At 58.6% G+C, this 20,731-nt stretch carries 22 protein-coding genes and 1 other RNA gene; 13 read left to right on the forward strand and 10 right to left on the reverse strand.

The features are described from left to right. Positions 1-36: 36 nt before the first annotated feature. Genes QVZ43_RS04585 through QVZ43_RS04600 form a run of 4 tightly spaced genes read right to left on the reverse strand, consistent with a single transcriptional unit; the run spans position 37 to position 4,487 of the window. A complete protein-coding gene (locus QVZ43_RS04585; RefSeq protein ID WP_302909040.1) occupies positions 37-1,260 on the reverse strand; it encodes a UbiH/UbiF/VisC/COQ6 family ubiquinone biosynthesis hydroxylase in 1,224 nt (407 codons plus the stop codon). Next, entirely contained in the window at positions 1,253-2,536 is a 1,284-nt protein-coding gene (ubiH, locus tag QVZ43_RS04590; protein WP_302909041.1) for a 2-octaprenyl-6-methoxyphenyl hydroxylase, read from the reverse strand. Before ubiH ends, QVZ43_RS04585 begins: the two co-directional genes overlap by 8 nt. Positions 2,537-2,540: 4 nt before the next feature. Further along, entirely contained in the window at positions 2,541-3,860 is a 1,320-nt protein-coding gene (pepP, locus tag QVZ43_RS04595; RefSeq protein ID WP_302909042.1) for a Xaa-Pro aminopeptidase, read from the reverse strand. Between the two features lie 27 nt (positions 3,861-3,887). Then, the gene (locus QVZ43_RS04600) at positions 3,888-4,487 is read right to left on the reverse strand and encodes a UPF0149 family protein (RefSeq protein ID WP_223794641.1); all 600 of its coding nucleotides are present in this window, start codon (positions 4,485-4,487) and stop codon (positions 3,888-3,890) included. Positions 4,488-4,622: 135 nt separating this feature from the next. Between QVZ43_RS04600 and QVZ43_RS04605 the strand changes: the two genes are divergently transcribed. Continuing rightward, positions 4,623-5,153, forward strand: coding sequence for a ZrgA family zinc uptake protein (locus tag QVZ43_RS04605; RefSeq protein ID WP_302909043.1), 531 nt, complete (start codon positions 4,623-4,625; stop codon positions 5,151-5,153). Between the two features lie 9 nt (positions 5,154-5,162). Here QVZ43_RS04605 and QVZ43_RS04610 read toward each other — a convergent pair whose 3' ends face one another. After that, entirely contained in the window at positions 5,163-5,672 is a 510-nt protein-coding gene (locus QVZ43_RS04610) for a DUF3299 domain-containing protein (RefSeq protein WP_411722675.1), read from the reverse strand. A gap of 90 nt (positions 5,673-5,762) precedes the next feature. Here QVZ43_RS04610 and QVZ43_RS04615 point away from each other — a divergent pair, with 90 nt between their 5' ends. The 5 genes from QVZ43_RS04615 to ssrS all read left to right on the forward strand — a co-directional run bounded on the left by QVZ43_RS04615 (position 5,763) and on the right by ssrS (position 8,614). Continuing rightward, the gene (locus QVZ43_RS04615; RefSeq protein ID WP_302909044.1) at positions 5,763-6,482 is read left to right on the forward strand and encodes an ABC transporter ATP-binding protein; all 720 of its coding nucleotides are present in this window, start codon (positions 5,763-5,765) and stop codon (positions 6,480-6,482) included. Beyond that, positions 6,479-7,753 carry an ABC transporter permease gene (locus QVZ43_RS04620; protein ID WP_302909045.1) on the forward strand — a complete coding sequence of 425 codons (1,275 nt, stop codon included), beginning with the start codon at positions 6,479-6,481 and terminating at the stop codon, positions 7,751-7,753. The genes QVZ43_RS04615 and QVZ43_RS04620 overlap by 4 nt, the downstream gene beginning before the upstream one ends. A gap of 101 nt (positions 7,754-7,854) precedes the next feature. Next, positions 7,855-8,061 carry a TIGR02449 family protein gene (locus QVZ43_RS04625; protein ID WP_223794645.1) on the forward strand — a complete coding sequence of 69 codons (207 nt, stop codon included), beginning with the start codon at positions 7,855-7,857 and terminating at the stop codon, positions 8,059-8,061. Beyond that, entirely contained in the window at positions 8,061-8,354 is a 294-nt protein-coding gene (locus QVZ43_RS04630; RefSeq protein WP_223794646.1) for a cell division protein ZapA, read from the forward strand. Before QVZ43_RS04625 ends, QVZ43_RS04630 begins: the two co-directional genes overlap by 1 nt. A 79-nt stretch (positions 8,355-8,433) precedes the next feature. Beyond that, positions 8,434-8,614: non-coding RNA, 6S RNA (gene ssrS, locus QVZ43_RS04635), on the forward strand. A gap of 193 nt (positions 8,615-8,807) precedes the next feature. Here ssrS and QVZ43_RS04640 read toward each other — a convergent pair. Further along, positions 8,808-9,128, reverse strand: coding sequence for a hypothetical protein (locus tag QVZ43_RS04640; protein ID WP_302909046.1), 321 nt, complete (start codon positions 9,126-9,128; stop codon positions 8,808-8,810). 246 nt (positions 9,129-9,374) lie between these two features. Here QVZ43_RS04640 and QVZ43_RS04645 point away from each other — a divergent pair, with 246 nt between their 5' ends. Continuing rightward, on the forward strand, positions 9,375-10,022 hold the full coding sequence (locus QVZ43_RS04645; protein WP_420890886.1) for a 5-formyltetrahydrofolate cyclo-ligase: 648 nt from the start codon (positions 9,375-9,377) through the stop codon (positions 10,020-10,022). Here QVZ43_RS04645 and QVZ43_RS04650 read toward each other — a convergent pair. Together QVZ43_RS04650 and ilvA are read right to left on the reverse strand one after the other, a co-directional pair. Next, positions 9,992-10,156 carry a hypothetical protein gene (locus QVZ43_RS04650; RefSeq protein ID WP_223794649.1) on the reverse strand — a complete coding sequence of 55 codons (165 nt, stop codon included), beginning with the start codon at positions 10,154-10,156 and terminating at the stop codon, positions 9,992-9,994. The two genes, QVZ43_RS04645 and QVZ43_RS04650, sit on opposite strands and share 31 nt — an antisense overlap. 169 nt (positions 10,157-10,325) lie before the next feature. Then, positions 10,326-11,858, reverse strand: coding sequence for a threonine ammonia-lyase, biosynthetic (ilvA, locus tag QVZ43_RS04655; RefSeq protein WP_223794650.1), 1,533 nt, complete (start codon positions 11,856-11,858; stop codon positions 10,326-10,328). 135 nt (positions 11,859-11,993) lie between these two features. On the opposite strand from ilvA, the gene rpiA reads away from it, so the two are divergent. The 3 genes from rpiA (at position 11,994) to ppa (ending at position 14,577) form a co-directional block, all read left to right on the forward strand. Next, positions 11,994-12,671 (forward strand): ribose-5-phosphate isomerase RpiA, encoded by a 678-nt coding sequence (gene rpiA, locus QVZ43_RS04660; RefSeq protein ID WP_302909047.1) that lies wholly within the window; start codon positions 11,994-11,996, stop codon positions 12,669-12,671. A 130-nt stretch (positions 12,672-12,801) separates the two neighbouring features. Continuing rightward, entirely contained in the window at positions 12,802-13,941 is a 1,140-nt protein-coding gene (locus tag QVZ43_RS04665) for an acyl-CoA dehydrogenase family protein (protein ID WP_302909048.1), read from the forward strand. A 108-nt stretch (positions 13,942-14,049) separates the two neighbouring features. Further along, positions 14,050-14,577: an inorganic diphosphatase gene (gene ppa / locus QVZ43_RS04670; RefSeq protein WP_223794653.1), complete on the forward strand. Its 528-nt coding sequence runs from the start codon at positions 14,050-14,052 to the stop codon at positions 14,575-14,577. 68 nt (positions 14,578-14,645) lie between these two features. On the opposite strand, the gene QVZ43_RS04675 is transcribed toward ppa, so the two are convergent. Both QVZ43_RS04675 and QVZ43_RS04680 read right to left on the reverse strand, forming a co-directional pair. Beyond that, complete coding sequence (locus QVZ43_RS04675) at positions 14,646-15,698, reverse strand: DUF2333 family protein (RefSeq protein ID WP_223794654.1); 1,053 nt, start codon at positions 15,696-15,698, stop codon at positions 14,646-14,648. Positions 15,699-15,719: 21 nt separating this feature from the next. Next, positions 15,720-17,705 carry a bifunctional diguanylate cyclase/phosphodiesterase gene (locus QVZ43_RS04680; RefSeq protein WP_302909049.1) on the reverse strand — a complete coding sequence of 662 codons (1,986 nt, stop codon included), beginning with the start codon at positions 17,703-17,705 and terminating at the stop codon, positions 15,720-15,722. A gap of 198 nt (positions 17,706-17,903) precedes the next feature. Between QVZ43_RS04680 and QVZ43_RS04685 the strand changes: the two genes are divergently transcribed. The 3 genes from QVZ43_RS04685 to accB all read left to right on the forward strand — a co-directional run bounded on the left by QVZ43_RS04685 (position 17,904) and on the right by accB (position 20,728). Further along, entirely contained in the window at positions 17,904-19,517 is a 1,614-nt protein-coding gene (locus QVZ43_RS04685; RefSeq protein WP_302909050.1) for a diguanylate cyclase, read from the forward strand. A gap of 275 nt (positions 19,518-19,792) precedes the next feature. Then, entirely contained in the window at positions 19,793-20,230 is a 438-nt protein-coding gene (gene aroQ / locus QVZ43_RS04690) for a type II 3-dehydroquinate dehydratase (RefSeq protein ID WP_302909051.1), read from the forward strand. A 30-nt stretch (positions 20,231-20,260) separates the two neighbouring features. Beyond that, complete coding sequence (gene accB, locus QVZ43_RS04695; protein WP_302909052.1) at positions 20,261-20,728, forward strand: acetyl-CoA carboxylase biotin carboxyl carrier protein; 468 nt, start codon at positions 20,261-20,263, stop codon at positions 20,726-20,728. Positions 20,729-20,731 lie beyond the last annotated feature (3 nt).

Here is a 20,731-nt window from a genome sequence, read left to right on the forward strand (position 1 = left end):
AGTTGAACATCCTTAACAGCAGAGGGGTTAAGTGTGCTAGCGACTCAGTCCCATGGCCTCAGCCGCAATCCGATGTTTGATCGGACCCAGTGTGTCCAACCACCGCATCCCGGCGTTTCGCAGCCAGCGCAGGGGCAGCTCATCCCGCGCAAATAATTGTTTGAAGCCTTCCATAGCGGTCATCATGGCCAGATTGTCGGCCTTCCGGCGGCGCTGATAACGCGCCAGAACCAGAGCCTCGTCCGGGCTCAGGCCAGCCCTTCTGGCGCCGGACAGTTCCTCCAGCAAAACCCGGACATCGCTGTAACCAAGATTAGCACCCTGGCCAGCCAACGGATGGATAGTGTGGGCGGCATCGCCAACCAGCACCACCCCGACAGCCACGTAGTCTTTCGCATGGCGTTGACGCAGGGGAAAACTGAAGCGCCGGGAAATATCCTCCACGGCACCCAACTCCCGTTCAATGGCGTCCTCGAGCTCGGCACGGAATGCGCCATCATCGAGGGCCATCAGACGGCGGGCCTCGGCCGTATCCTGGGACCAGACGATAGAGCAGTAGTGATCGTCCCCGGATTCCGTCAGCAGGGGCAGGAACGCCAGCGGCCCCGTCGGCGAGAAGCGCTGCCAGGCCGTAAATCGATGGCTTTGGGTGGTCCGGACCGTGCAGACGATGGCTTCCTGCCCGTAATCCCATTCGCGGGTCGGCAGCCCGGCCCATTGGCGCAGCCTGGAATTGCCGCCATCGGCCGCCACCACCAGTTTTGACTCAAGGCAGCTTCCATCCGCCAGGGTAAGGCGACGAACGTCTCCCTGCTGGGAAAACGCGGTCACCGAAGTGCCATCCACTATCTCAACCGTGCTGTTTTCCAGCGCCCTGAACAGGGCACTGACGACATGGCGATTTTCGACAATCGTGCCGAGGGCCGGCGCATGCAGTTCCGCGGCATCAAAGTTGATCCGTCCGGTACCATCGCCGTCCCAGACCGTCATCTGCCGGTAGCCGCAATGCCGGGTCGACTGCACCGTCGACCAAACACCCAGGTTTTCCAGTAATCTCTGGCTGGCGGCCGAAATAGCACTCACCCGGGGCTCAAACCCCTCGACGCCGCTTGCCGGCTCAGGGGGACTGATCAGGAATTTACGCTCGCTGGTTTCCACCATCCCTACCTGCCACCCCTGCCGTGACAGCCCGAGCGCCAACGCGGAACCGATCATCCCGCCGCCGACCACCACAATATCCAGGCTCCGGGTCTCACTCATTCCCTGCAGACTCCCCTTCCGCAAAAGCACCCTGGCCGCTGATCAAAGGTTTTCGCCCTCCTATGCCCATGGCGCGCCGGGCAAACCAGCGTTTGGCCCCCGGCAAAAGATCCAGCCCCACAAGTCCGGCATCCCGGGCAGCTGCCAGCGGAGCGGGAGCCTGCCCGAAGATACGAATCAACGAATCGGAAAAACGAACGGTTTGCTGCCAGTCCTGGTGGTGCGCCTGCTGATAGCCGCCGAGTACGCCCAGATCGCCCAGCGAACGCCCCTGCTGAATCGCCGAGCGGAATTGTTCCACCAGCGTCATCAGGCCTCGCAGGGCCAGGTTGAATCCCTGTCCCGCGACTGGGTGCAGGGTATGGGCTGCATTGCCCACCAGGGCCACGCCGGGCCGAACGGGTTCTGCCACGGTGGTCAGCTTGAGGGGGTAGTGGCTGAGCTCGCCCATCCGGGTGAATCGCCCGAGGCGCCAGCCGAACCGATCCTGCAACCGCTGGCATCGACATTCGCTATCCAGCTTAATAAGCGCTTGCAATGCCTGGTCGGTGAGTGTCCAGACCAGCGCGGATTGATTACCGGGACGATCGGGTGCGCCACCGGGTAACAACGCCATGGGGCCGGCGTCGGTAAATCGCTCAAAGGCGGTGAACTGGTGACTGTCACTGGTGGACACGTTGGCGATCAGTGCGTTCTGTCCATAGTCTTCGTGCCGTGCCTGGAAGCCCAGAGATTCCCTCAGGCCGGAACGCCCGCCATCGGCTACCACCAGACACTGCGCCGACATCTGAGCCACCTTGTCGCCGGTTTTCACCGCCACGGAAACGCCATACGGCTGCGGTGTCATTCCCAGCACTTCTGCCGGCGCTTTCCACTGGACAGCTGTGGCCTGCAATTCACGCATCAGGCTCAAGCCCATCCAGCGGTTGTCAGCCACGTAGCCCAGCGCCGGCTGGCCATGATCCTCTGCGCTCAGGCGGGTGGCACCGAATCGGCCCCGGTCAGACACATGAATCCGCCGAATCGGTGTAGCGTGTTCGGATAAGCGGTCCCACAGCCCAAGCTCCTCGAAAATCAGGCGAGAGCCCCAGGCCAGTGCCGTGGAACGGGCATCGTAACTGGGCTGGTAATCCTCTGGCAGGGCATCGGTGGATAACGGGAAGGCTTCCACCACCGTCACCTTCAGAGACGGCAGCACCCGAGACAGGGCGAGGGCCAGGGTTGCCCCCGCGAGGCCACCACCGGCAATGATTACGTCCGTATCCAAACGGTCCACAGGGTCAGTCCGCCATCAGTGCTTCAATCTCGGTGATGGTTTTGGGTACCCCGTCGGTCAGAACACGGCACCCATCCTTAGTCACCACCACATCGTCTTCAATCCGAATCCCGATACCACGCCATTTCTCATCCACATCGGTATTGTCCGGCGCAATATACAGACCAGGCTCGACCGTCAGCACCATCCCCGGCTCGAGCTGGCGCCAGGCATCACCCACTTTGTAGTCGCCCACGTCGTGAACGTCCATGCCCAGCCAGTGGCCTGTACGGTGCATAAAGAAGGGCTTGTAGGCTTCCCCGGCAATGGCTTCCTCCACCGTTCCGCTGAGCAGGCCCAGGTCAATCAGGCCCTGGGTCAGCACCCGCAAGGCGGCTTCGTGTGAGTGGTTCCAGTGGTTTCCGGGGCGCACCGCATCGATGGCCTCGTACTGGGCTGCCAGCACCACCTCGTAGAGTGCCCGCTGTTCCGGACTGAACTTGCCGCTGACCGGAAAAGTGCGGGTAATATCCGAGGCATAGCACTGGTATTCGCAACCGGCATCAATCAGCACCAGGTCACCCTCTTTCAGGGGCGCGCGGTTTTCAATGTAATGCAGGATGCAGGCGTTGGGACCACCGCCGACGATCGAAGGATAGGCGGTGGAACGGGCGCCATGTTCCATGAACGTATGGATCAGCTCAGCTTCCAGGTGATATTCGAAACCACCCTTGCGGGCCCGTTTCATGGCACGACAGTGGGCCTCGGCACTGATTTCTCCCGCCTTGGCCATTACCTTGATCTCGTTGGCGCTCTTGAACAGACGCAGGTCGTGCAGGAAGTGCTCCAGGGACACAAACTCACCGGGAGGATGGGCCCCGGTCCGTACTTTCGCCCGCAGGCTCTTCACCCAGTCCATCACCCGGGTGTCGAACTGATGATCCTTGCCCAGCGGATAATAGATCCGGCTCCTGCCTTCCAGCATGCCCGGCAGGATGTCATCGATATCGGAAATCGGAAACGCATCGTCCATACCAAAGCGCTCGATGGCGCCTTCGGGGCCAGCGAGGAAACCATCCCACAATTCCTTTTCCGGGTTCCGCTCCTTGCAGAACAGGACGGACTCGCCGTGCTCACGCCCCGGAATCAGCACCAGCACCGCGTCAGGTTCGTCAAACCCGGTCAGGTAGAAGAAATCGCTGTCCTGCCGATACGGATGCAGGACGTCCCGGTTGCGCACCCGCTCAGGCGCGGCGGGCAAAATGGCAATGCTGTCCGGCGCCATAACGTCCATCAGCTTACGACGGCGCGCGGCAAACTCCTTGACGGGAACAATGGATGACATAGGGTCTCCAGTGATGATGAACGGGGATCAGTGCAGGGTCGGGGAACCGGACTCCGGTTTCGGCGGCGCGTTGAACTCGGTGAACACCGCCAGCGCGCCCAACCGGACGTACTCGGTGATTTCCAGCAATTGCTGCTCGCTTTCCTCGTCGGCTTCTTCGTCTTCGGCCAACTGGCTGATCGCCACCATATCCTCGATCAGCTCACGAATTTCATCCGGTGCCTCCCCCAGGGAGGCGCCGGCGGTAAGCGCCATACCTTCGAGGAAACCCCGCACCCAGGCAATCAGCGCTTCAAGCCGCTGTTCAATGGCGTAGTCGTCGTCTGGCAGCAGGGGGTGGAAACTCATGTCCGCGGAGCTCAGCAGCGCCAGCGCCTGCTGGTAAGCCTTGTTCATGAACGGTGCGAGGTCTTCGGAATCCTCGACGGCCTGTTCCGGCAAGCCCATGTGCTCGCAGACCATCGCCAGCCAGTCTGCCTCCTGGATTCGCGAGCCTGTGGCCAGGCGACCGCACAGGGCTCCGTGCAACTCGGAGGGATGACTGAAGGCCTGGTGCGCCGTAAATACGTTTGCCCAGCGCTCAAATTCGGCCGCGCGGGCGGCACCGGAAGTATCGGTTTCTGACATGAACCAAGACAATCCTGTGTTGTTGAATGGTGGCTCTATCCTAGCATTCACGGGCCTTTAAAACACGAACCGCTTGCGTTTATCTCCGCCCCATGCAAAATGTTATAACATTGCAAAAGCAACCGAGATCCATCGATGAAACGACCAGCACCATCCCGTTTTCTAGCCACTTTTTGCGTGACCACCATCCTCGGCTCTGGCACGGCGATGGCAGCCTCCGAAGCGCCCCATGTTCATGGGCATGGCACGCTTCAATTCGTCATTGAAAACTCGCAGGTGGACATTGTGTTCTCGTCGCCGGCAGGCAATCTGCTCGGCTTTGAGCACACCGCCCACACCGAGGAAGAGAAAACGGTTGTCCGCGTGGTAACGGAGTGGCTGAGCGCCACCCCATTGCTCAACACCCCGAGTGGTACCTGCACCCTGAAGGCATCTGAGCCGGATGTAGACTCATACGCCGGGCACCAGTATCACGATGGTGAACACAGTGACATCCAGGTCAGCCAGACACTCGACTGCCCGGGTACGGGTAACGCCCCGGAACTGACAACGCCGCTGCTCAAGCAGTATCCGGGGCTGGAAGAACTGGATGTCATGTGGGTAACGCCCACAGGGCAAGGGGGCACGGTGCTGACCGATCCTCAGCAGAGCATCCGCCTGAACTGAACCCCTGATTTACTGCTGGTAGAGGGTGACGGACTCAGCTTCGATGGAGTAAGCGGAGGTACCCAGATCGTTTTCAGTGCGGTCGATCACCAGTTTGCCTTCCACCCAGACGGCATCGTACAGGGCTTGCAGCTTGAACCCCTCCGGGTAACGAACGTGGATGATCTGGTTGGGCGGGGGTGGCGGCACATGAATACAGGCGCCATAGTACGGAACCAGGAAGAACTCGAGGATCTTCATGTCGTTGGTGGTTTTCAGGGGTACGACGAAACCGGGAATACGCCCTTCGGTGTTATTCATCTCCGGCACGACCCGGCCAGTCATGATCTCATCCGGCAGCAATGCCGGGCCATCGCCCTCGTGCTCTACCTCTGGCAGATTTTCCAGCAATGCCAGATCCTCGGCGGGCATCAGTTCCAGCCAGTCAATTTCCGGGACTTCGGCGCGGCTTGCCGACGGCAGCCCAAGACCAAAAGCCAGCAACAAGGCCACAATGATAAACGTCTGGTTTTTTGGCATCCGGAATAAAAACACGGCAATCTCCACAATGCGAAGGACAACTCGATAACACGATCGTCCCTATCATATACGAGGCGAACACGCTCGAACATGAAGATCAGGACACAGCCAGACCCTCAACCGGCAAGTGACACGGAAATCCTGGCCATTCAGACCCGATCACTGGAATTCCAGTGGCAGCCCCGACAAAAGCCTCTGGCGTTCCCTGACATCCACCTGCTGGCTGGCGAGCATCTGTTTCTGCATGGACCAAGCGGCGCTGGAAAGAGCACCTTTCTGAGCCTGTTGTCCGGCATGCTGGCGCCCGTCACTGGCAGCGTCACGATACTGGGAACCGAGCTATCCGCTTTGCCGGCCAGTGCCCGGGACCGTTTTCGGGCCAACCACCTGGGAGTGATTTTCCAGCAGTTCAATCTGGTGCCTTACCTGACCGTGCTGGCCAACGTCACATTGCCCTGCTCGCTCTCGAAGCTGCGCAGCAAGGCCACAGCGCCAAACACGGACGAAGAGGCGCACCGATTACTTTCAGCCCTAGCCATTCCCGAAGGCCTGTGGCACCGAAAGGTCACCCAGCTCAGCATTGGCCAGCAGCAACGGGTCGCGGCCGCACGGGCCCTGATTGGCGCTCCGGGTGTCATCCTGGCCGACGAGCCCACATCGGCCCTGGACACCGACAACCGCGACCGTTTCCTGGAATTGCTTCTGAACCTGGCCGACAAACGCAACACCTCGGTCCTGTTTGTCAGCCACGACCATCGGCTCGCCAGCCATTTTCACCATCGGGTAGAGCTGTCCGGAGGCCACGCATGAACATTCGCCTGACGCTATCGCTGGCCCTGGCCAGCCTGTGGCATCGGCGCCGGGTACTGGCACTGGTGTGTCTGACACTGACCCTGAGCATCTCGCTGCTGCTGGGCATCCAGTATTTGCGCACCGAAGTCCGGCACTCCTTCACCAGCACCGTCAGCGGCACGGATCTCATTATCGGTGCGCGAAGCGGCCAACTGAACCTGTTGCTGTACACCGTGTTCCATATCGGCGACCCCACCAACAATGTGAGTTGGGACACCTTCCAGAGCCTTGAGGACGACGCCCGCATTGACTGGCTGATCCCCATTTCTCTTGGAGATTCCTATCGGGGCTACCGCGTTGTGGGCACCGACGCCCGCTTCCTGGAGCATTTCCAGTACGGCCAGGGCACCGCTCTGGAGCTTGGCGAGGGGCGCTGGTTTGAGGGCGTGTTCGAAGTGGTTCTGGGCGCCCGGGTCGCCCGGGAATTCGGACACGCCACCGGGGATAGCATCGTGCTGTCCCATGGCGCCGGACGAACCAGTTTCTCCAACCACGAACAAACACCGTTCACAGTGTCCGGCATTCTGGAAAGCACCGGAACGCCAGTGGACCAGGCAGTCTACGTCAGCCTGGCCGGCATCGAAGCCATGCATGTGGGGTGGGAGTCCGGCGTCGCCATCCCGGGGCGCACCCTCACGCCGGATCAGGCATCCGAGCGGGACCTGACTCCCTCGAACCTCTCGGCAGCATACGCGGGCCTGAAACAGCGCCTGCTGACATTCCAGGTTCAGCGCGACATCAACCAGTTCAACCGGGAGCCTCTATCGGCCATCCTGCCGGGCGTGGCACTCAGCGAGCTTTGGCGACTGATGGGGCAGTTCGAAAACGTGCTCCTGGCCATCACCGGACTGGTAATTATCACCAGCTTTATCGGACTGGTGGCCGTTCTGCTCTCGATTCAGGCGCAGCGCGCCCATGAAATCTCGATTCTGAGGGCCACCGGAGCATCCCCCCGCCTCATTGCCGCACTCCAGGTTTTCGAGTGCGTCGTGCTGGGTCTTGTTGCCTGCGCCCTCGCCCTGGCGCTCAGCGCCCTGCTGGCGTCAGCCCTTGGCCCCTGGTTACAGAGCCAATACGGCCTGCAGATTCGCCTGCGCCCACTGAACACGTCCGAATGGATGCTGCTGGCTGCCGTTCCGGTGGTCGCGGGGCTGGTTGGGCTCATTCCGGCGCTTGGAGCCTGGTTTCGAAGCCGCTCGATCACACTGGGAAGTGCACCTGGCGAGTGACGGGAGTCACGGCGCCAAGTCTTTAACCTTCCTGTAAATTGACCGACTTAGCGTACCAACTTATAGTTAGTTGCATCCTCAACAACAATGCTGGACGTATAATGGAACAGTCCGATGTACAAGCATTAGCGGACAAGCTGGACAAGCTGATTGAACACTGCCAGAAACTGGAGCAAGACAACGCTGCCCTGCGACAGCTTCAGGACGACTGGAATCGGGAGCGAGCCCAACTGATGCAGAAGAATGATCTTGCCAAGAACAAGATCGAAGCCATGATTGGCCGCCTGCGGGCGCTGGAGCACCACTGATGTCTCAGGAACCCACCACCGTTGAGGTCAAAATTCTCGACAAGGAATACCTCGTCGCCTGCCCGGAAGAAGAACAAGACGCGCTGACCCGGGCTGCCAAGCATCTGGACAAGAAAATGCGTGAAATCCGCGCCAGCGGCAAGGTATTCGGTACCGAGCGCATTGCGGTCATGGCGGCGCTCAACATCACCCACGAGCTGCTTGAACAGGACAGCATGTCCGGGGCTACCAAATCCATTCTCGAGTCCATGGACAGCAAACTCGACAGCGCGCTCGGCAAGCCTTCCGAATAACCGCCAATAGTTTGTGTGCATCGAGGCTTCCCGAAACAGCTATTGCATCAAGCCCGGGGGCTACCCGTATAATGATCCCAACTTCCTGGGCTGTTCGACGGGTCGGATACGTCCTCGAGCCGATGCGCACTACCCAGGTGGCTACTTCAGGGCATTGTGAGCACGTCCCCACAAGGGGAAAGCCTAATATGTCACAGCGGCCACCGACCTTGAACTTTGGGTTCAAGGGCCACATCCGACAACGGCAGCCCGGGAAGCTTATTTTTCAACCAGTTAATCAAAAGCGGTTATTTACGGCCTGCACTCAACACTGAACTGGCACAAAAGGTAGGGTTCAGTGCGTCAAAGCCAGCGGTAGATCTCAGCGCCAGCACCTCTCTCGTGCACAACAAGTCGCCTCAAGAAACCTAACAGTTGAGTTTTGGGATCTGGTAGCCACAGCAAACGGAACTTCTAACGGCTTAGATCCAAATGCCCAACTTCCTCCAATGGGAGCATGACTTGAATTTCGGCGCGCTGGGCTTTCTCAATAACGTCCGATCCCATTTTCCCTTGAGAGACCCAAGCCAACATCTTTAACTCAGTATCCAGGGGAACTCTCCCCAAGGGCAGCTGATAGAACATGAAGGTAGCCGCCTCCTTTGCATTGTATCCTTCCTCAAGTGCCATGCTTTGAACGCACCTTCGGAACGATAAATCAATCTTCGCCGGATCAATGCCAAGAGCTTTTAATGCAGCGTTAAAGCCGAATGTCATGCGAATACTTGCAAACATATATTCCTCTCTAACGTACTTCTTTCTTATTCTCTACCGTGTTCTATTAAACTAAAAATAGCTCACACTATTGATCAGGAGCTTTTAGCGGGATCACGCTCCGATTTATGTTTCAAATTTATGAAACAAATCACAAACAACGACTGGAAAACCGATCCTGAAGACACTTTGAAGCGTCACAATCAGCCAATCCCTGAACCTTGCATTCAGGGGCAACCGAATCAGAGCAGCCCCGGAAGCTTTATTTTGACTCACCTCACCACGCCCCAACCGTTTGACGATCATCCGGACAAGCCAAACCGCGCCCAGTTGCGCAAGTCTTTGCGCCGTCAGCGACGCTCCCTGACCGCCAACGCCCAGCGGGATGCCGCCAACAACTTGGCCCTTAACCTGCTGACCCATCCCGACCTGATTCGGGCAAAACACATTGCGATATATCTGCCCAACGATGGCGAGATAGACCCGCGCATATTCATGCAAATGGCTCACCGGAGGCAGGGACAGTTTTACCTGCCAGTTTTGCATCCGATTCACGATGGCAAACTGAGTTTCATGCGATTTGATGAACAGACGAAACTGTTTCCGAACCGGTTTGGCATACCGGAACCGACGTTTCAGCCGCAGATGACCCGGCCCGTCTGGGCCCTGGATGCGGTTCTGTTTCCACTGGTGGGATTCGATGCCAAAGGCGGCCGCCTTGGCATGGGTGGAGGGTTCTACGACCGGACCTTTGCCTTCAGCCGCTTACGACCGGCAATGGCTCCGAAGCTGATTGGATTGGCTCACGAGTTCCAGCGCGTTGACCGACTGCCCATCGAACCCTGGGACATTCCCCTGCACGGCGTGGTCACCGACCAACAACGTTACCGATTCAGGCGATCCTCGACAGACTGAAGTGTCACTGGTCCCAGGCCCGCCTGCGCGGTTGATGCCTTTTCGGAAAACTCGATGGATGTGAAGCCACTGATAACCAGCCCTACGGCAAAGATCAGCACAATGGCCTTGATGATGTCAGGCTTGGCGCCCATGGTGCGTGCTTCCTTCAGATTTTTGTGATTAGAATTATCTGAAAAACAGTAAGCTACAGAAACTTCTCAGAATTAAAACAAAGATTAACACGTATCTTCACATTGGCAATTCTTGGCGGGTTACAGAGCGGTAATTTTTTGACTACCCCCCTGCCCCGCCTGACGCCACTTACCCCTTACCGTTGCCAGCGCCCAGGAACAGCCGGTAGGCATCGTTATCGGTCATGTTTTCGTAGCGGAATCCAACCTTGTCGAGCATCTTCTCGAAATCGGACACTTCATCAGCCGCCACCTGAGCACCCAGCAGCACTCGACTGTAGGCCGCTCCGTGATTGCGGTAATGGAACATGGAGATGTTCCAGCGGGTACCCAGAGAACTGAGGAATTTCATCAGCGCGCCCGGGCGCTCGGGAAACTCGAACTGGAATACCTGCTCTTCGCCAATATTCGGCGCATGGCCGCCCACCATATGGCGGATGTGCTGCTTGGCTAGGTCACTATCGGTGAGGTCAATAACGCCGTAGCCCGTTTCCCGCAGGTCATGAACCAGTTCCTCACGACCATGGCCACCCGCCTCAATCTGCACGCCAACAAAGATGGTTGCTTCCGCAGAGTCCGAATAACGGTAGTTGAACTCGGTGATGTTGCGCTTGTGCAGCGCGTTGATAAACGTTTTGAACGCTCCCGGCTTTTCCGGAATGGTGACCGCCAGAATGGCCTCGCGCTTCTCGCCCACCTCGGTGCGCTCGGACACGTACCGCAGGCGATCAAAGTTCATGTTGGCACCACTGAGAGTGGCAATCAGATTCTCGCCTTCGATCTGTTCACGCTCGATGTATTTCTTGATACCGGCGACACCCAACGCTCCGGCAGGTTCGGCAATGGAGCGGGTGTCCTCAAACACGTCCTTGATGGCTGCGCAGATTTCATCTGTGGACACGGTGATAACTTCATCCACGTGATCCTTGCAGATCTCCCACGGGTATTCGCCGATCTGCTTCACCGCCACGCCGTCGGCGAAGATGCCCACTTCGTCCAGCACCACCCGTTCGCCCGCCTGCATGGCCGCTTGCAGGCAGTTGGAATCCTCCGGCTCCACACCGATGACTTTCACCTCGGGACGCAGATACTTGATGTAGGCCGCCATGCCTGCAATCAGACCGCCACCACCGACACAGATAAAGATCGCGTGAATTGGCTTGCTGAACTGCCACATGATCTCCATGGCCACAGTGCCCTGCCCGGCAATCACATCGGGATCATCGTAGGGCGGGATATAGGTGTAGCCGTGTTTTTGCAACAGCTCCTGGGCGTGGGCTGCGGCCTCATCGAAAGCGTCGCCCTTGAGCACCACCTTGGCGCCATGATCACGTACCGACCGCACCTTGATTTCCGGCGTGGTCTGGGGCATCACAATCACCGCCTTGATGCCCAGTTTCTTGGCCGCCAGCGCCACGCCCTGGGCATGGTTACCAGCCGAGGCACAGATCACCCCCCGCGCCTTCTGCTCCTCTGACAACTGGGCAATCCGGTTGTAGGCGCCGCGAATCTTGAAAGAAAACACCGGCTGAAGGTCTTCGCGCTTGAGAAAAATATTGTTCGCAAAGCGCTTGGACAAACTACGAGCTTCCGTCAGGGGTGTCTCGTTGGCAACATCATAAACCCGCGCATCGAGAATCTTCTTGATATAGCGTTGCGGCATAACAGTTCCGGTTCGGCGTAAGTGATTGTAAAAACGCACAGTGTAGAAAGTTTGCACCACAGCCGTCTATAAGCTGGGCGCCCCGAACGGCTATAATGTCGCCAAACTCACATTGAATTGCCGCCGGAGTTCAAAATGACCCAGGACGAACTGAAGAAAGCCGTGGCCCAGGCCGCCGTGGATTACATTGCCCCCAAGCTGGACAGCGACAGTATTGTTGGCGTGGGCACTGGCAGCACCGCAAACTTTTTTATCGATCTTCTGGCGGAACACAAAACCGATTTTGATGGCGCCGTTGCCAGCTCCGAGGCCACAGCAGAACGCCTGAAAAGCCACGGCATTCCGGTCTACGACCTGAACAGTGCCGGCACGCTGGAGTTTTACGTGGATGGCGCCGACGAAGCCAACGAACGCCTGGAACTGATCAAGGGCGGCGGCGCCGCCCTGACCCGTGAAAAAATCGTGGCGGCCGTCGCCAAAACCTTCATCTGCATCGCCGACGAATCCAAAATGGTAGGCGTCCTCGGCGCTTTCCCACTCCCGGTGGAAGTCATCCCCATGGCTCGCAGCCATGTCGGGCGTGAAATCGTCAAACTCGGCGGCGACCCGGTGTACCGGGAAGGCGTCGTCACCGACAACGGCAACATCATCATCGATGTCCACAACATGGATCTGTCCCGCCCGCTGGACATGGAAGAAAAGATCAACAACATCGTTGGCGTGGTCACCAACGGCCTGTTCGCCCTTCGACCCGCCGACCTGCTGTTGCTCGGCACCACCGAGGGAGTAAAGACCATCACGGTTGAGAGCTAACTCCATCTATGTTCAAAAAGCCGGCTGGTGCGCCGGTTTTTTTGGCCCCAAACACCAGACCAAGCGCTTGCTTGGCTCATCACTTTAAGCAACACTCCCTGCATAAACACATCAACGAGGGACCGTCACCGTGGCCGAATACTTCAACGAGCTCCATGAGCAAGCTCGCCTGAGCACTCGAAAATTCATCGCCACCGAAGTACTGCCCTACATCGATGAGTGGGAAGAGGCCGGGGAATTTCCCCGCGAGCTTTACCAGAGGGCCGGCAATGCAGGCCTGCTGGGCATTGGCTATCCGGAAGAATTTGGCGGGAGCGGTGAGAATGATCTTTTTCTGCGAGTAGCCGTTTCGGAGGAACTGATGCGCTCCACCTCCGGTGGCCTGGTGGCCAGCCTCGGCTCCCTGGACATTGCCCTGCCACCGGTCGTTAAATGGGCCCAGCCTGGCGTTCGTGAACAGGTGGTTCCGCCCGTACTCCGGGGTGAAAAAATCGCCGCGCTGGCCATCACCGAACCTGGCGGAGGATCAGACGTGGCCAATCTGAAAACCCGAGCCGTGCGGGATGGCGATCACTTCGTCGTCAATGGCAGCAAAACCTTCATCACCAGCGGCTTGCGGGCTGACCACTACACCGTGGCTGTACGCACTGGCGAGCCGGGTCACGGCGGTATCAGCCTGTTGTTGATCGACCGAGACACCCCGGGCTTTTCTACCGGAAAGAAGCTGCGCAAGATGGGATGGTGGGCAAGCGATACGGCAGAACTGTTTTTCGAGGATTGCCGGGTACCCGCGGACCGGCTGATCGGTGCCGAGAATACCGGCTTCATCGCCATCATGAGCAACTTTCTGGCCGAACGCCTGAGCCTGTCGGTGATGGCGTACATGACCGCCCAGCTGGCCTACGAAGCAGCCCTGGACTATGCCGGCCAGCGCCAGGCTTTTGGCCGAAACCTGAGCGGCTTCCAGGTCACCCGCCACAAGCTGGTGGATATGGCAACACAGATCGATGTGGCCCGGGAATACACCTATCGCTGCGCTGCTTTGATGCAGGCCGGCAAGAACCCGATCAAGCAGGTGGCCATGGCCAAGAACTTTGCGGTCGAGGTGTGCGAAAACGTCACCCGGGAGGCTGTGCAGGTATTCGGCGGCATGGGTTACATGCGGGAATCGGTGGTCGAGCGCCTGTACCGGGATGCCAAGATCCTGTCCATTGGCGGCGGCACCACCGAAATTATGAAGGAACTGATAGCCAAGCAGCTCAGGCTTTAGGGCTGCGCCCGACGGTTTGGTTTCGAACTTCCTGAGACTGCCGTATAATTACCGGCCTCAATTTTACAGCAGTCACATTCAAGACTTACACGCCAGGAAGGATTAACTATGCAATTCGCAAACATCCCTGCAGGCAAGAACCCGCCTGAAGATATCTACGTTGCCATTGAAATCCCGGCCAACAGCTCCCCCGTCAAGTACGAGCTGGACAAGGACATGGGCGCCCTGCTGGTCGACCGTTTCATGGCCACGCCGATGTTCTACCCGGCCAACTACGGCTTCATCCCGCACACCCTGGCCGACGACGGCGACCCGCTCGACGTACTGGTTGTTACTCCGTACCCGGTTCAGGCCGGTTCCGTGATCCGCTGCCGTCCGGTCGGCGTTCTGAACATGGAAGACGAAGCCGGTGGCGACGCCAAGCTGGTTGCCGTTCCTCACGACAAGCTGACCACCACCTACCACGACATCAAGGAAATCGACGATCTGCCGGAACTGCTGCGCAACCAGATCCAGCACTTCTTCGAAAACTACAAAACCCTTGAGCCGGGCAAGTGGGTCAAGGTGCAGGGCTGGGACAACGCCGCCGCTGCCAAGAAGGCCATTGAGGACTCAATCAAGGCCTACAACGGCTGATCGGGCCGCACTCGGCACAAAAAAACCGGGCATCTGCCCGGTTTTTTCATACCTGTTTATTCGCTTCGTCAGCCCCGGGACAGCAAGTCACGCATATCACTGATCGCTGCGTTGGCCCGGGATAGGTAGGCCGCCATGGTCAGGGAATGATTCGCCAGCACGCCGAAGCCACTGCCATTCAGCACGACCGGGCTCCACATGGAGCTGTTGGCGCCCTCCAACTCGATGATTACCTGCTTTACGCTCGCCATGGCATTCTTGTCTCGCAGGACCTTACGAAAGTCCACCTCTATAGCCCGGAAGATGTGCAACAACGCCCAGGCACTGCCGCGGGCTTCGTAGAACACATCGTCGATCTCGGTCCAGGGGGTTTGTACCGACATGCCACCCACTTCCTCTTCCAGCGGATTCTCATCGGACACATTGGCTACGGCATCGGACACCGAGGCCTTACCGATGCTCTCACCCAGGGTGCGTGACAGGCTGCCCAGACGGGTTTCCAGGTCCGCCAGCCAGTTGCTCAGGTTATCCGCCCGGGCGAAGAACTGGGCATCCGCCTGCTGGGGATCGGACAGGCGATTCAGGTAGCGTTTGAGCGCCCGGATACCACGACGGTACTCGGCTTCTGTCGAGGGAATCGCCCAGCTACCAGCATTGAAGTGGAACTGGGGCTCGGCAATGCTCAGGTCGCGGTCTTCCGCGGACTGGCTCTGGGACCGGCTAATGTCCTTGCGCATGGCCCGCGAAAAATCACGCAACTGCACCAGGGCACCGTATTCCCAATTCGGCATGTTATCGAGCCAGAGCCCGGGGGGGAAAATATCGTTATAAATGTAGCCGCCGGGTTTATCCAGAAGCGTTTCTGCGATGCGGATCAGGGTGGCCGTGGTAGCGAAACCGGTGATCGGTTCGCGATCCATGCTGTTGGCCAGAGACCGGGTGTGCTCGCGCACCGAGAAGGTATCCGGCTCACTGCTCCAGAACATGCCCAGGACAATGGTCACCAGCAGATACACCACCAGGACAATCATGACGAATTTTCCGAACACGCTGCCTCCGCCGGCGTAATCCTGAACGTCGTTTTTCTTGTCCCTGAAATACTGTCTGATTTTGCCCGGCATAAACTGCGATTCCCCTATCGATTAGTTGTCGGCAACAAACGGTCGTCCCAGATGGTAACCCATGGCTCCGTCGATACCCAATTCAGTGAGTACCGAGTACTCTGCGGCAGTTTCCACACCGGTGGCAAACACTTTCACACCACGGCTATGGGCAATGGAGAGCACCGATTCCACATAGAAGCGATTATCGTCATGGGTGTCGATATCGTGGACGAAGGTGTTGTCGATGCGCAACGCCTGCACGGGCAGGTTCCTCAGGTAACTGAAGGGCACGCCGCCCACACCGAAGCGGTCCACCAGCACCGGCACACCGAGGCGAACCAGTGCCTTCACCAGAATGCCCGCCTCGGTGCGGTGATGGTGAATGGTATGCTCGGAGATACCCACCCACAGGTTGACGCGCTCTTCACCGGCGTCTGACAGCATCGACAGTAAGTTATCCCGAAAAGCCTCACTCGCCACGGACGCGCCGCCCAGCGAAATAGCCAGACCGCGCCCCGGCTCCCTCGCCAGATGGGTGAGCACCTTCCCGACCACCTGACGGTCAATATCGGCGATCAGGCCGAAACGCTCTGCCAGGGGCACGAAGGCACTGGCCTTCAGGGCGACCTCAGGCCCGTCGAGGCGGGAGAATACCTGGTAATACACGGGCTCCGCCTGACCTTCGCTGATCATTGGCTGCATCCACAGGACCAGACTCTGCTCACGAATGGCCTGACTGATGATGGCCCGCCAGGTCTCCAGATTGTGGTGCCCTTCGCTGTCTGGCCCGGACAGCACACAACCGGTGTCGCCTCGCTCCTGCGCCGCCCGCAGCGCCTCATCCGCCGAGGCCAGCATCTCGCGAATGCCCCGCTCTACTCCGGTCGGTGCCACCCCGGCATGAACCGCCACGTCCATGGGCGTGGCGAGATCGGCATAGAGTCCGTCCAGTTGCCTGAGCAGCTCACCACACCAGATTTTCGCATCGGCAGGCAGTACACCGGGTATGTAGATCGAGAACTCGGCACCGTTGCGCCGGCCGGCAAAGGAACCCGCGTGCGCGGCCACAAAGGCACCGATGGACTTCGCCATGGATGACAGCAGGCGATTGGCCTCGTTACGGCCAAAGGTCTGGTTATACTCCGAAAAACCCGCCAACTGCAGCAACACCAGGACACCCGGAGCCGAGCGTTCCTCCGATTCCACTTCGGTTTTCAGGCGCTGATCAAAAGCCCGCTGGCTGGACAACCCGGTGATGGGGTCTTCGTTATTGACCCGGCGCAAATGGGCGATCAGCTTGCCCTGTCCATCGAACAACCGACCGAGGTCGTCCGTCATCTGGTTCATGGCCGAGGTCACCTGATTAAGCTCGCGGGTAGACTGGGCAGTGACCCGATTTCGGAAATTCCTCTGACTCAGGGCCTTGGCATGCTGTTCCAGTGCACGCAAAGGCCTGAGCGCACGGGTAAGCAGTAAAAACAATACCAACAGGCCGAGGCCGCCAATCACCAGGGTTCCGATGACCAACCCCAGGGTGATGCGCCACAAGTCCTGGTAGGCCCTTTGCGGGTTACTGACCACCTCCACCGTGCCCAGCCGGCTCCAGCCCTGCACCACCTCGGCCTGTCCCGGCGTCAGATCCAGGTCTGCCAGTGACTGGAACCAGCCTGGCGTGGGCATTTCTGACATAGGCAGGACGCGACCGGCGATTTCCTCACCGTTGAGATCCAGGTAGCGCACCGACTGGTAGTGGCCACTGTCAAACACAGCGTCGATCAGTGACGCTGAAGCCACCGGATCCCGACCGTCGATGGCGTTGGAAAGCGACAACCCAACGGCTGTGGCGCCATCCTGGGCATGCTCAGCTAACTGCTCCGACACATAGGAACGGAAGTAGCCGAAGCTGGACACAAAGCCAACAGCAAGTACCAGCAGCAGCAAGGCGCCAGTAAATAGCAGAAGGATGACGCGCAGGGAAACAGCCCCACGCTGCGTTTGATGACTGGGAGCCCGGTTAACCACCATTCATGAATACTCTGGCTGATTGAGGGCCAGCCGACCGGCAGAAATGTGACTTACTCCGGGCGGTTGACAAAGATTTACACAGAACAACCTGCGCCCACATAAGTAAACACTATAGACTCTGAACAAAGGACTGACGGGGAAAATTGTCCGAGTGGGAGTGGACAAGGACCTAATAAAAAAGAAATAGGCCGGAACACAATGAACGACGAGAGCCAGAAAGAAAAACTCAGGCAGCATTTCGCGCGACGTGTGACAACACAGGCAAGGGTTGTTCTGGATACCTGGCAGAAAATTCACTCGGACCTGAAAGGATCCGGCGCCCATCGTTCGGACTTCTTCGCAGCCACCGACAAGCTGGTGCGGTATGCACAGCGCTTCGAAATGGCGAACCATGCCGAGTCCGGCACCCGAATCCTCGATCTGATCCGGACCTGGCCCGAGGAGACAACCCTCGACGACACCCTGAGCCAGACGCTCCATGACGCCATTGAAAACCTCTCCCGCAGCACACTTCGTCGCACCGATCACGGCAACACCCAGCCCCCCCGTCAGTTCCGGCGCACCCCGGTCTACATTGCGCTGGCCAGCGAAGATCTGTCGGGCCGGCTGGTACGCCAGCTGGAATTCTTCGGTTTCCGGGCGGCCGCCTTTACCGATCCCGAAAAACTGATCGAAGCCTGCGGGCTGCATAAACCGGAAACCATCCTGATGGATGTAAACTTTGGCGGCGAGGCCAATGCGGGACTGCCCACCATCGAGCACCTTCAGGAGCGTCACGAGACGCCCATTCCAGTCATTTTTGTCAGCGACGAGGACGGCAGTATCGAGACCCGCCTGCGGGCTTCCCGCTGTGGCGGTGAAGAGTTCTTCTATCCCGCCGTCGACCCGGGCCAGCTGATCGAGAAAATCGAAACCTATACCTACGGCAATACGACAGAGCCCTATCGGGTGCTGGTGCTGGATGACTCCCGGGCCCAGGCCAAATACATGGAAACGGTGCTGACCAAAGCCGGCATGAATCCGCACGTTATTACCGACCCGATGCAGATCATGCATGCCCTGGAGGAGTTCTCCCCCGAGATCATCATCCTGGACATGTATATGCCGGGCTGCACCGGCATGGAAATCGCCCGGGTGATCCGCCAGCAGGACAAGCTGCACAGCGTACCGATTATTTACCTGTCCGCCGAGGACGACGTCAGCAAGCAGTTACATGCCATGAGCCTCGGCGGCGACGACTTCCTGACCAAGCCGATCGATCCCAAGCACCTGATCGCCACCATCCATAACCGGGGCCGCCGCGCACGCTCACTGCTGGCGCTGATGATTCGAGACAGCCTGACCGGCCTGTTCAATCACACCCACACCCTGCAACTGCTGGATCAGGAAATCAGCAAGGCCAAGCAGAAACAACACACCCTGTGCTTTGCCATGATCGACATCGATTACTTCAAGAAGATCAACGACACCTTCGGCCACCCGATTGGTGATCGGGTCCTGCGCAGCCTTTCGATGTTCCTTAAGCAGCGACTGCGCAAAACCGACCACATCGGCCGTTACGGTGGCGAGGAATTTGCCATCATCCTGCCGGATACCCGGCCCAGCGATGCCCGCAACATCCTCAACGAAATCCGGGAACGCTTTTCCGAACTGCATCAGCCGGCCGGTGAACGGGAGTTCAACGTGACCTTCAGCTGTGGCATAGCCCAATGGCGAGAAGAAAACTCTCAGGCGTTGTGCGAGCGGGCCGACCAGGCCCTTTACGCTTCCAAGGATCAGGGTCGTAACTGCGTCACCCTCGCCGAAGACTGACCATTCCGCGGCCGGGCTCACCTCCCTGCGTCCGGCGCCCCCCACAGCTATGAAACCAACGTCGTATGGATGCCGGGCCGGCACTTGCCGACAATAGGCACCGCTGGGGCTAACCAGATCCGGCCGCACCCGGTCTGGTTCGCTTCGGGCTACGACCAATTGCCCATTCGAAAACCGCCAAAAAGCATTGATCTGAGCCGAAAAACTGCTCACCATTACAGGAAAATGTCGCGAAATTCCGTGATCCTGCAAAACTTACTAAGGCGCCTCACTCCATGTCGACTATCCTTGTACTCCATGGCCCGAATCTGAACATGCTCGGCACCCGCGAGCCGGAGGTTTATGGACATGAGACCCTGGGCGACATTGACAATCGCCTGCGAGAAGCCGCCTCGGCGCAGGGACACCATCTGCTTCACCTGCAATCCAACGCCGAGTACGAACTGATTGACCGAATTCATGAGGCCAAGGCGGAAGGGGTGGATTACATCATCATCAACCCGGCCGCCTTCACCCATACCAGCGTCGCCCTGCGCGACGCCTTGCTGGCGTCTGGTATTCCTTTCATTGAGGTGCATTTATCCAATGTTCATGCACGGGAAGCCTTTCGCCACCACTCGTATTTTTCAGATATCGCAGACGGCGTTATCTGCGGCCTGGGCAGCCAAGGCTACGATCTGGCCTTGCAGGCTGCCCTGAAACGACTTCACTGATAGAACAGATATAACGGGATCGGAATAACCATGGATATTCGTAAAGTAAAAAAACTGATTGAGCTGCTCGAAGAGTCCGATGTCGAGGAGCTGGAGATTCACGAGGGAGATGACTCCGTTCGCATCTCCCGCCGTCGCGAACAGACTGGCGGCACCCAGTACGTAAGCCATTACGCGCCGGCTGCGCCCCAGCAGTTTGCTGCTCCGGACCCTGCGCCGGCACCGTCGTCAAGCCAGGAAGCTGAGGCGCCGGCCCAACCCAGCGGCCACAGCGTGAAATCGCCGATGGTGGGTACCTTCTACCGGGCACCGTCCCCCACCGCCACCCCGTTTGTGGAAGTGGGCCAGACTGTGAAAGCCGGCGAGGTCATCTGCATTGTGGAAGCAATGAAAATGATGAACCAGATTGAAGCCGACAAGAGCGGTACCATCACGGACATCCTGGTCGAAAACGGCCAGCCGGTTGAATACGACCAGCCACTGGTTGTCATTTCCTGAATT

Origin of the sequence: Marinobacter suaedae, assembly GCF_030519635.1 — a bacterium.
Lineage (GTDB): Bacteria > Pseudomonadota > Gammaproteobacteria > Pseudomonadales > Oleiphilaceae > Marinobacter > Marinobacter suaedae.

What these genes read in the sequence shown, in the direction of transcription:
- QVZ43_RS04605 (WP_302909043.1), top strand. Translation starts at nt 4,623, where the DNA reads ATGAAACGACCAGCACCATCCCGTTTTCTAGCCACTTTTTGCGTGACC.
- QVZ43_RS04640 (WP_302909046.1), bottom strand. Translation starts at nt 9,128, where the DNA reads ATGTTTGCAAGTATTCGCATGACATTCGGCTTTAACGCTGCATTAAAA.
- QVZ43_RS04675 (WP_223794654.1), bottom strand. Translation starts at nt 15,698, where the DNA reads ATGCCGGGCAAAATCAGACAGTATTTCAGGGACAAGAAAAACGACGTT.
- ppa (WP_223794653.1), top strand. Translation starts at nt 14,050, where the DNA reads ATGCAATTCGCAAACATCCCTGCAGGCAAGAACCCGCCTGAAGATATC.
- accB (WP_302909052.1), top strand. Translation starts at nt 20,261, where the DNA reads ATGGATATTCGTAAAGTAAAAAAACTGATTGAGCTGCTCGAAGAGTCC.
- QVZ43_RS04600 (WP_223794641.1), bottom strand. Translation starts at nt 4,487, where the DNA reads ATGTCAGAAACCGATACTTCCGGTGCCGCCCGCGCGGCCGAATTTGAG.
- QVZ43_RS04625 (WP_223794645.1), top strand. Translation starts at nt 7,855, where the DNA reads ATGGAACAGTCCGATGTACAAGCATTAGCGGACAAGCTGGACAAGCTG.
- QVZ43_RS04585 (WP_302909040.1), bottom strand. Translation starts at nt 1,260, where the DNA reads ATGAGTGAGACCCGGAGCCTGGATATTGTGGTGGTCGGCGGCGGGATG.
- QVZ43_RS04615 (WP_302909044.1), top strand. Translation starts at nt 5,763, where the DNA reads ATGAAGATCAGGACACAGCCAGACCCTCAACCGGCAAGTGACACGGAA.
- QVZ43_RS04610 (WP_411722675.1), bottom strand. Translation starts at nt 5,672, where the DNA reads ATGCCAAAAAACCAGACGTTTATCATTGTGGCCTTGTTGCTGGCTTTT.
- rpiA (WP_302909047.1), top strand. Translation starts at nt 11,994, where the DNA reads ATGACCCAGGACGAACTGAAGAAAGCCGTGGCCCAGGCCGCCGTGGAT.
- ilvA (WP_223794650.1), bottom strand. Translation starts at nt 11,858, where the DNA reads ATGCCGCAACGCTATATCAAGAAGATTCTCGATGCGCGGGTTTATGAT.
- QVZ43_RS04620 (WP_302909045.1), top strand. Translation starts at nt 6,479, where the DNA reads ATGAACATTCGCCTGACGCTATCGCTGGCCCTGGCCAGCCTGTGGCAT.
- pepP (WP_302909042.1), bottom strand. Translation starts at nt 3,860, where the DNA reads ATGTCATCCATTGTTCCCGTCAAGGAGTTTGCCGCGCGCCGTCGTAAG.
- QVZ43_RS04680 (WP_302909049.1), bottom strand. Translation starts at nt 17,705, where the DNA reads ATGGTGGTTAACCGGGCTCCCAGTCATCAAACGCAGCGTGGGGCTGTT.
- QVZ43_RS04650 (WP_223794649.1), bottom strand. Translation starts at nt 10,156, where the DNA reads ATGGGCGCCAAGCCTGACATCATCAAGGCCATTGTGCTGATCTTTGCC.
- QVZ43_RS04685 (WP_302909050.1), top strand. Translation starts at nt 17,904, where the DNA reads ATGAACGACGAGAGCCAGAAAGAAAAACTCAGGCAGCATTTCGCGCGA.
- QVZ43_RS04630 (WP_223794646.1), top strand. Translation starts at nt 8,061, where the DNA reads ATGTCTCAGGAACCCACCACCGTTGAGGTCAAAATTCTCGACAAGGAA.
- aroQ (WP_302909051.1), top strand. Translation starts at nt 19,793, where the DNA reads ATGTCGACTATCCTTGTACTCCATGGCCCGAATCTGAACATGCTCGGC.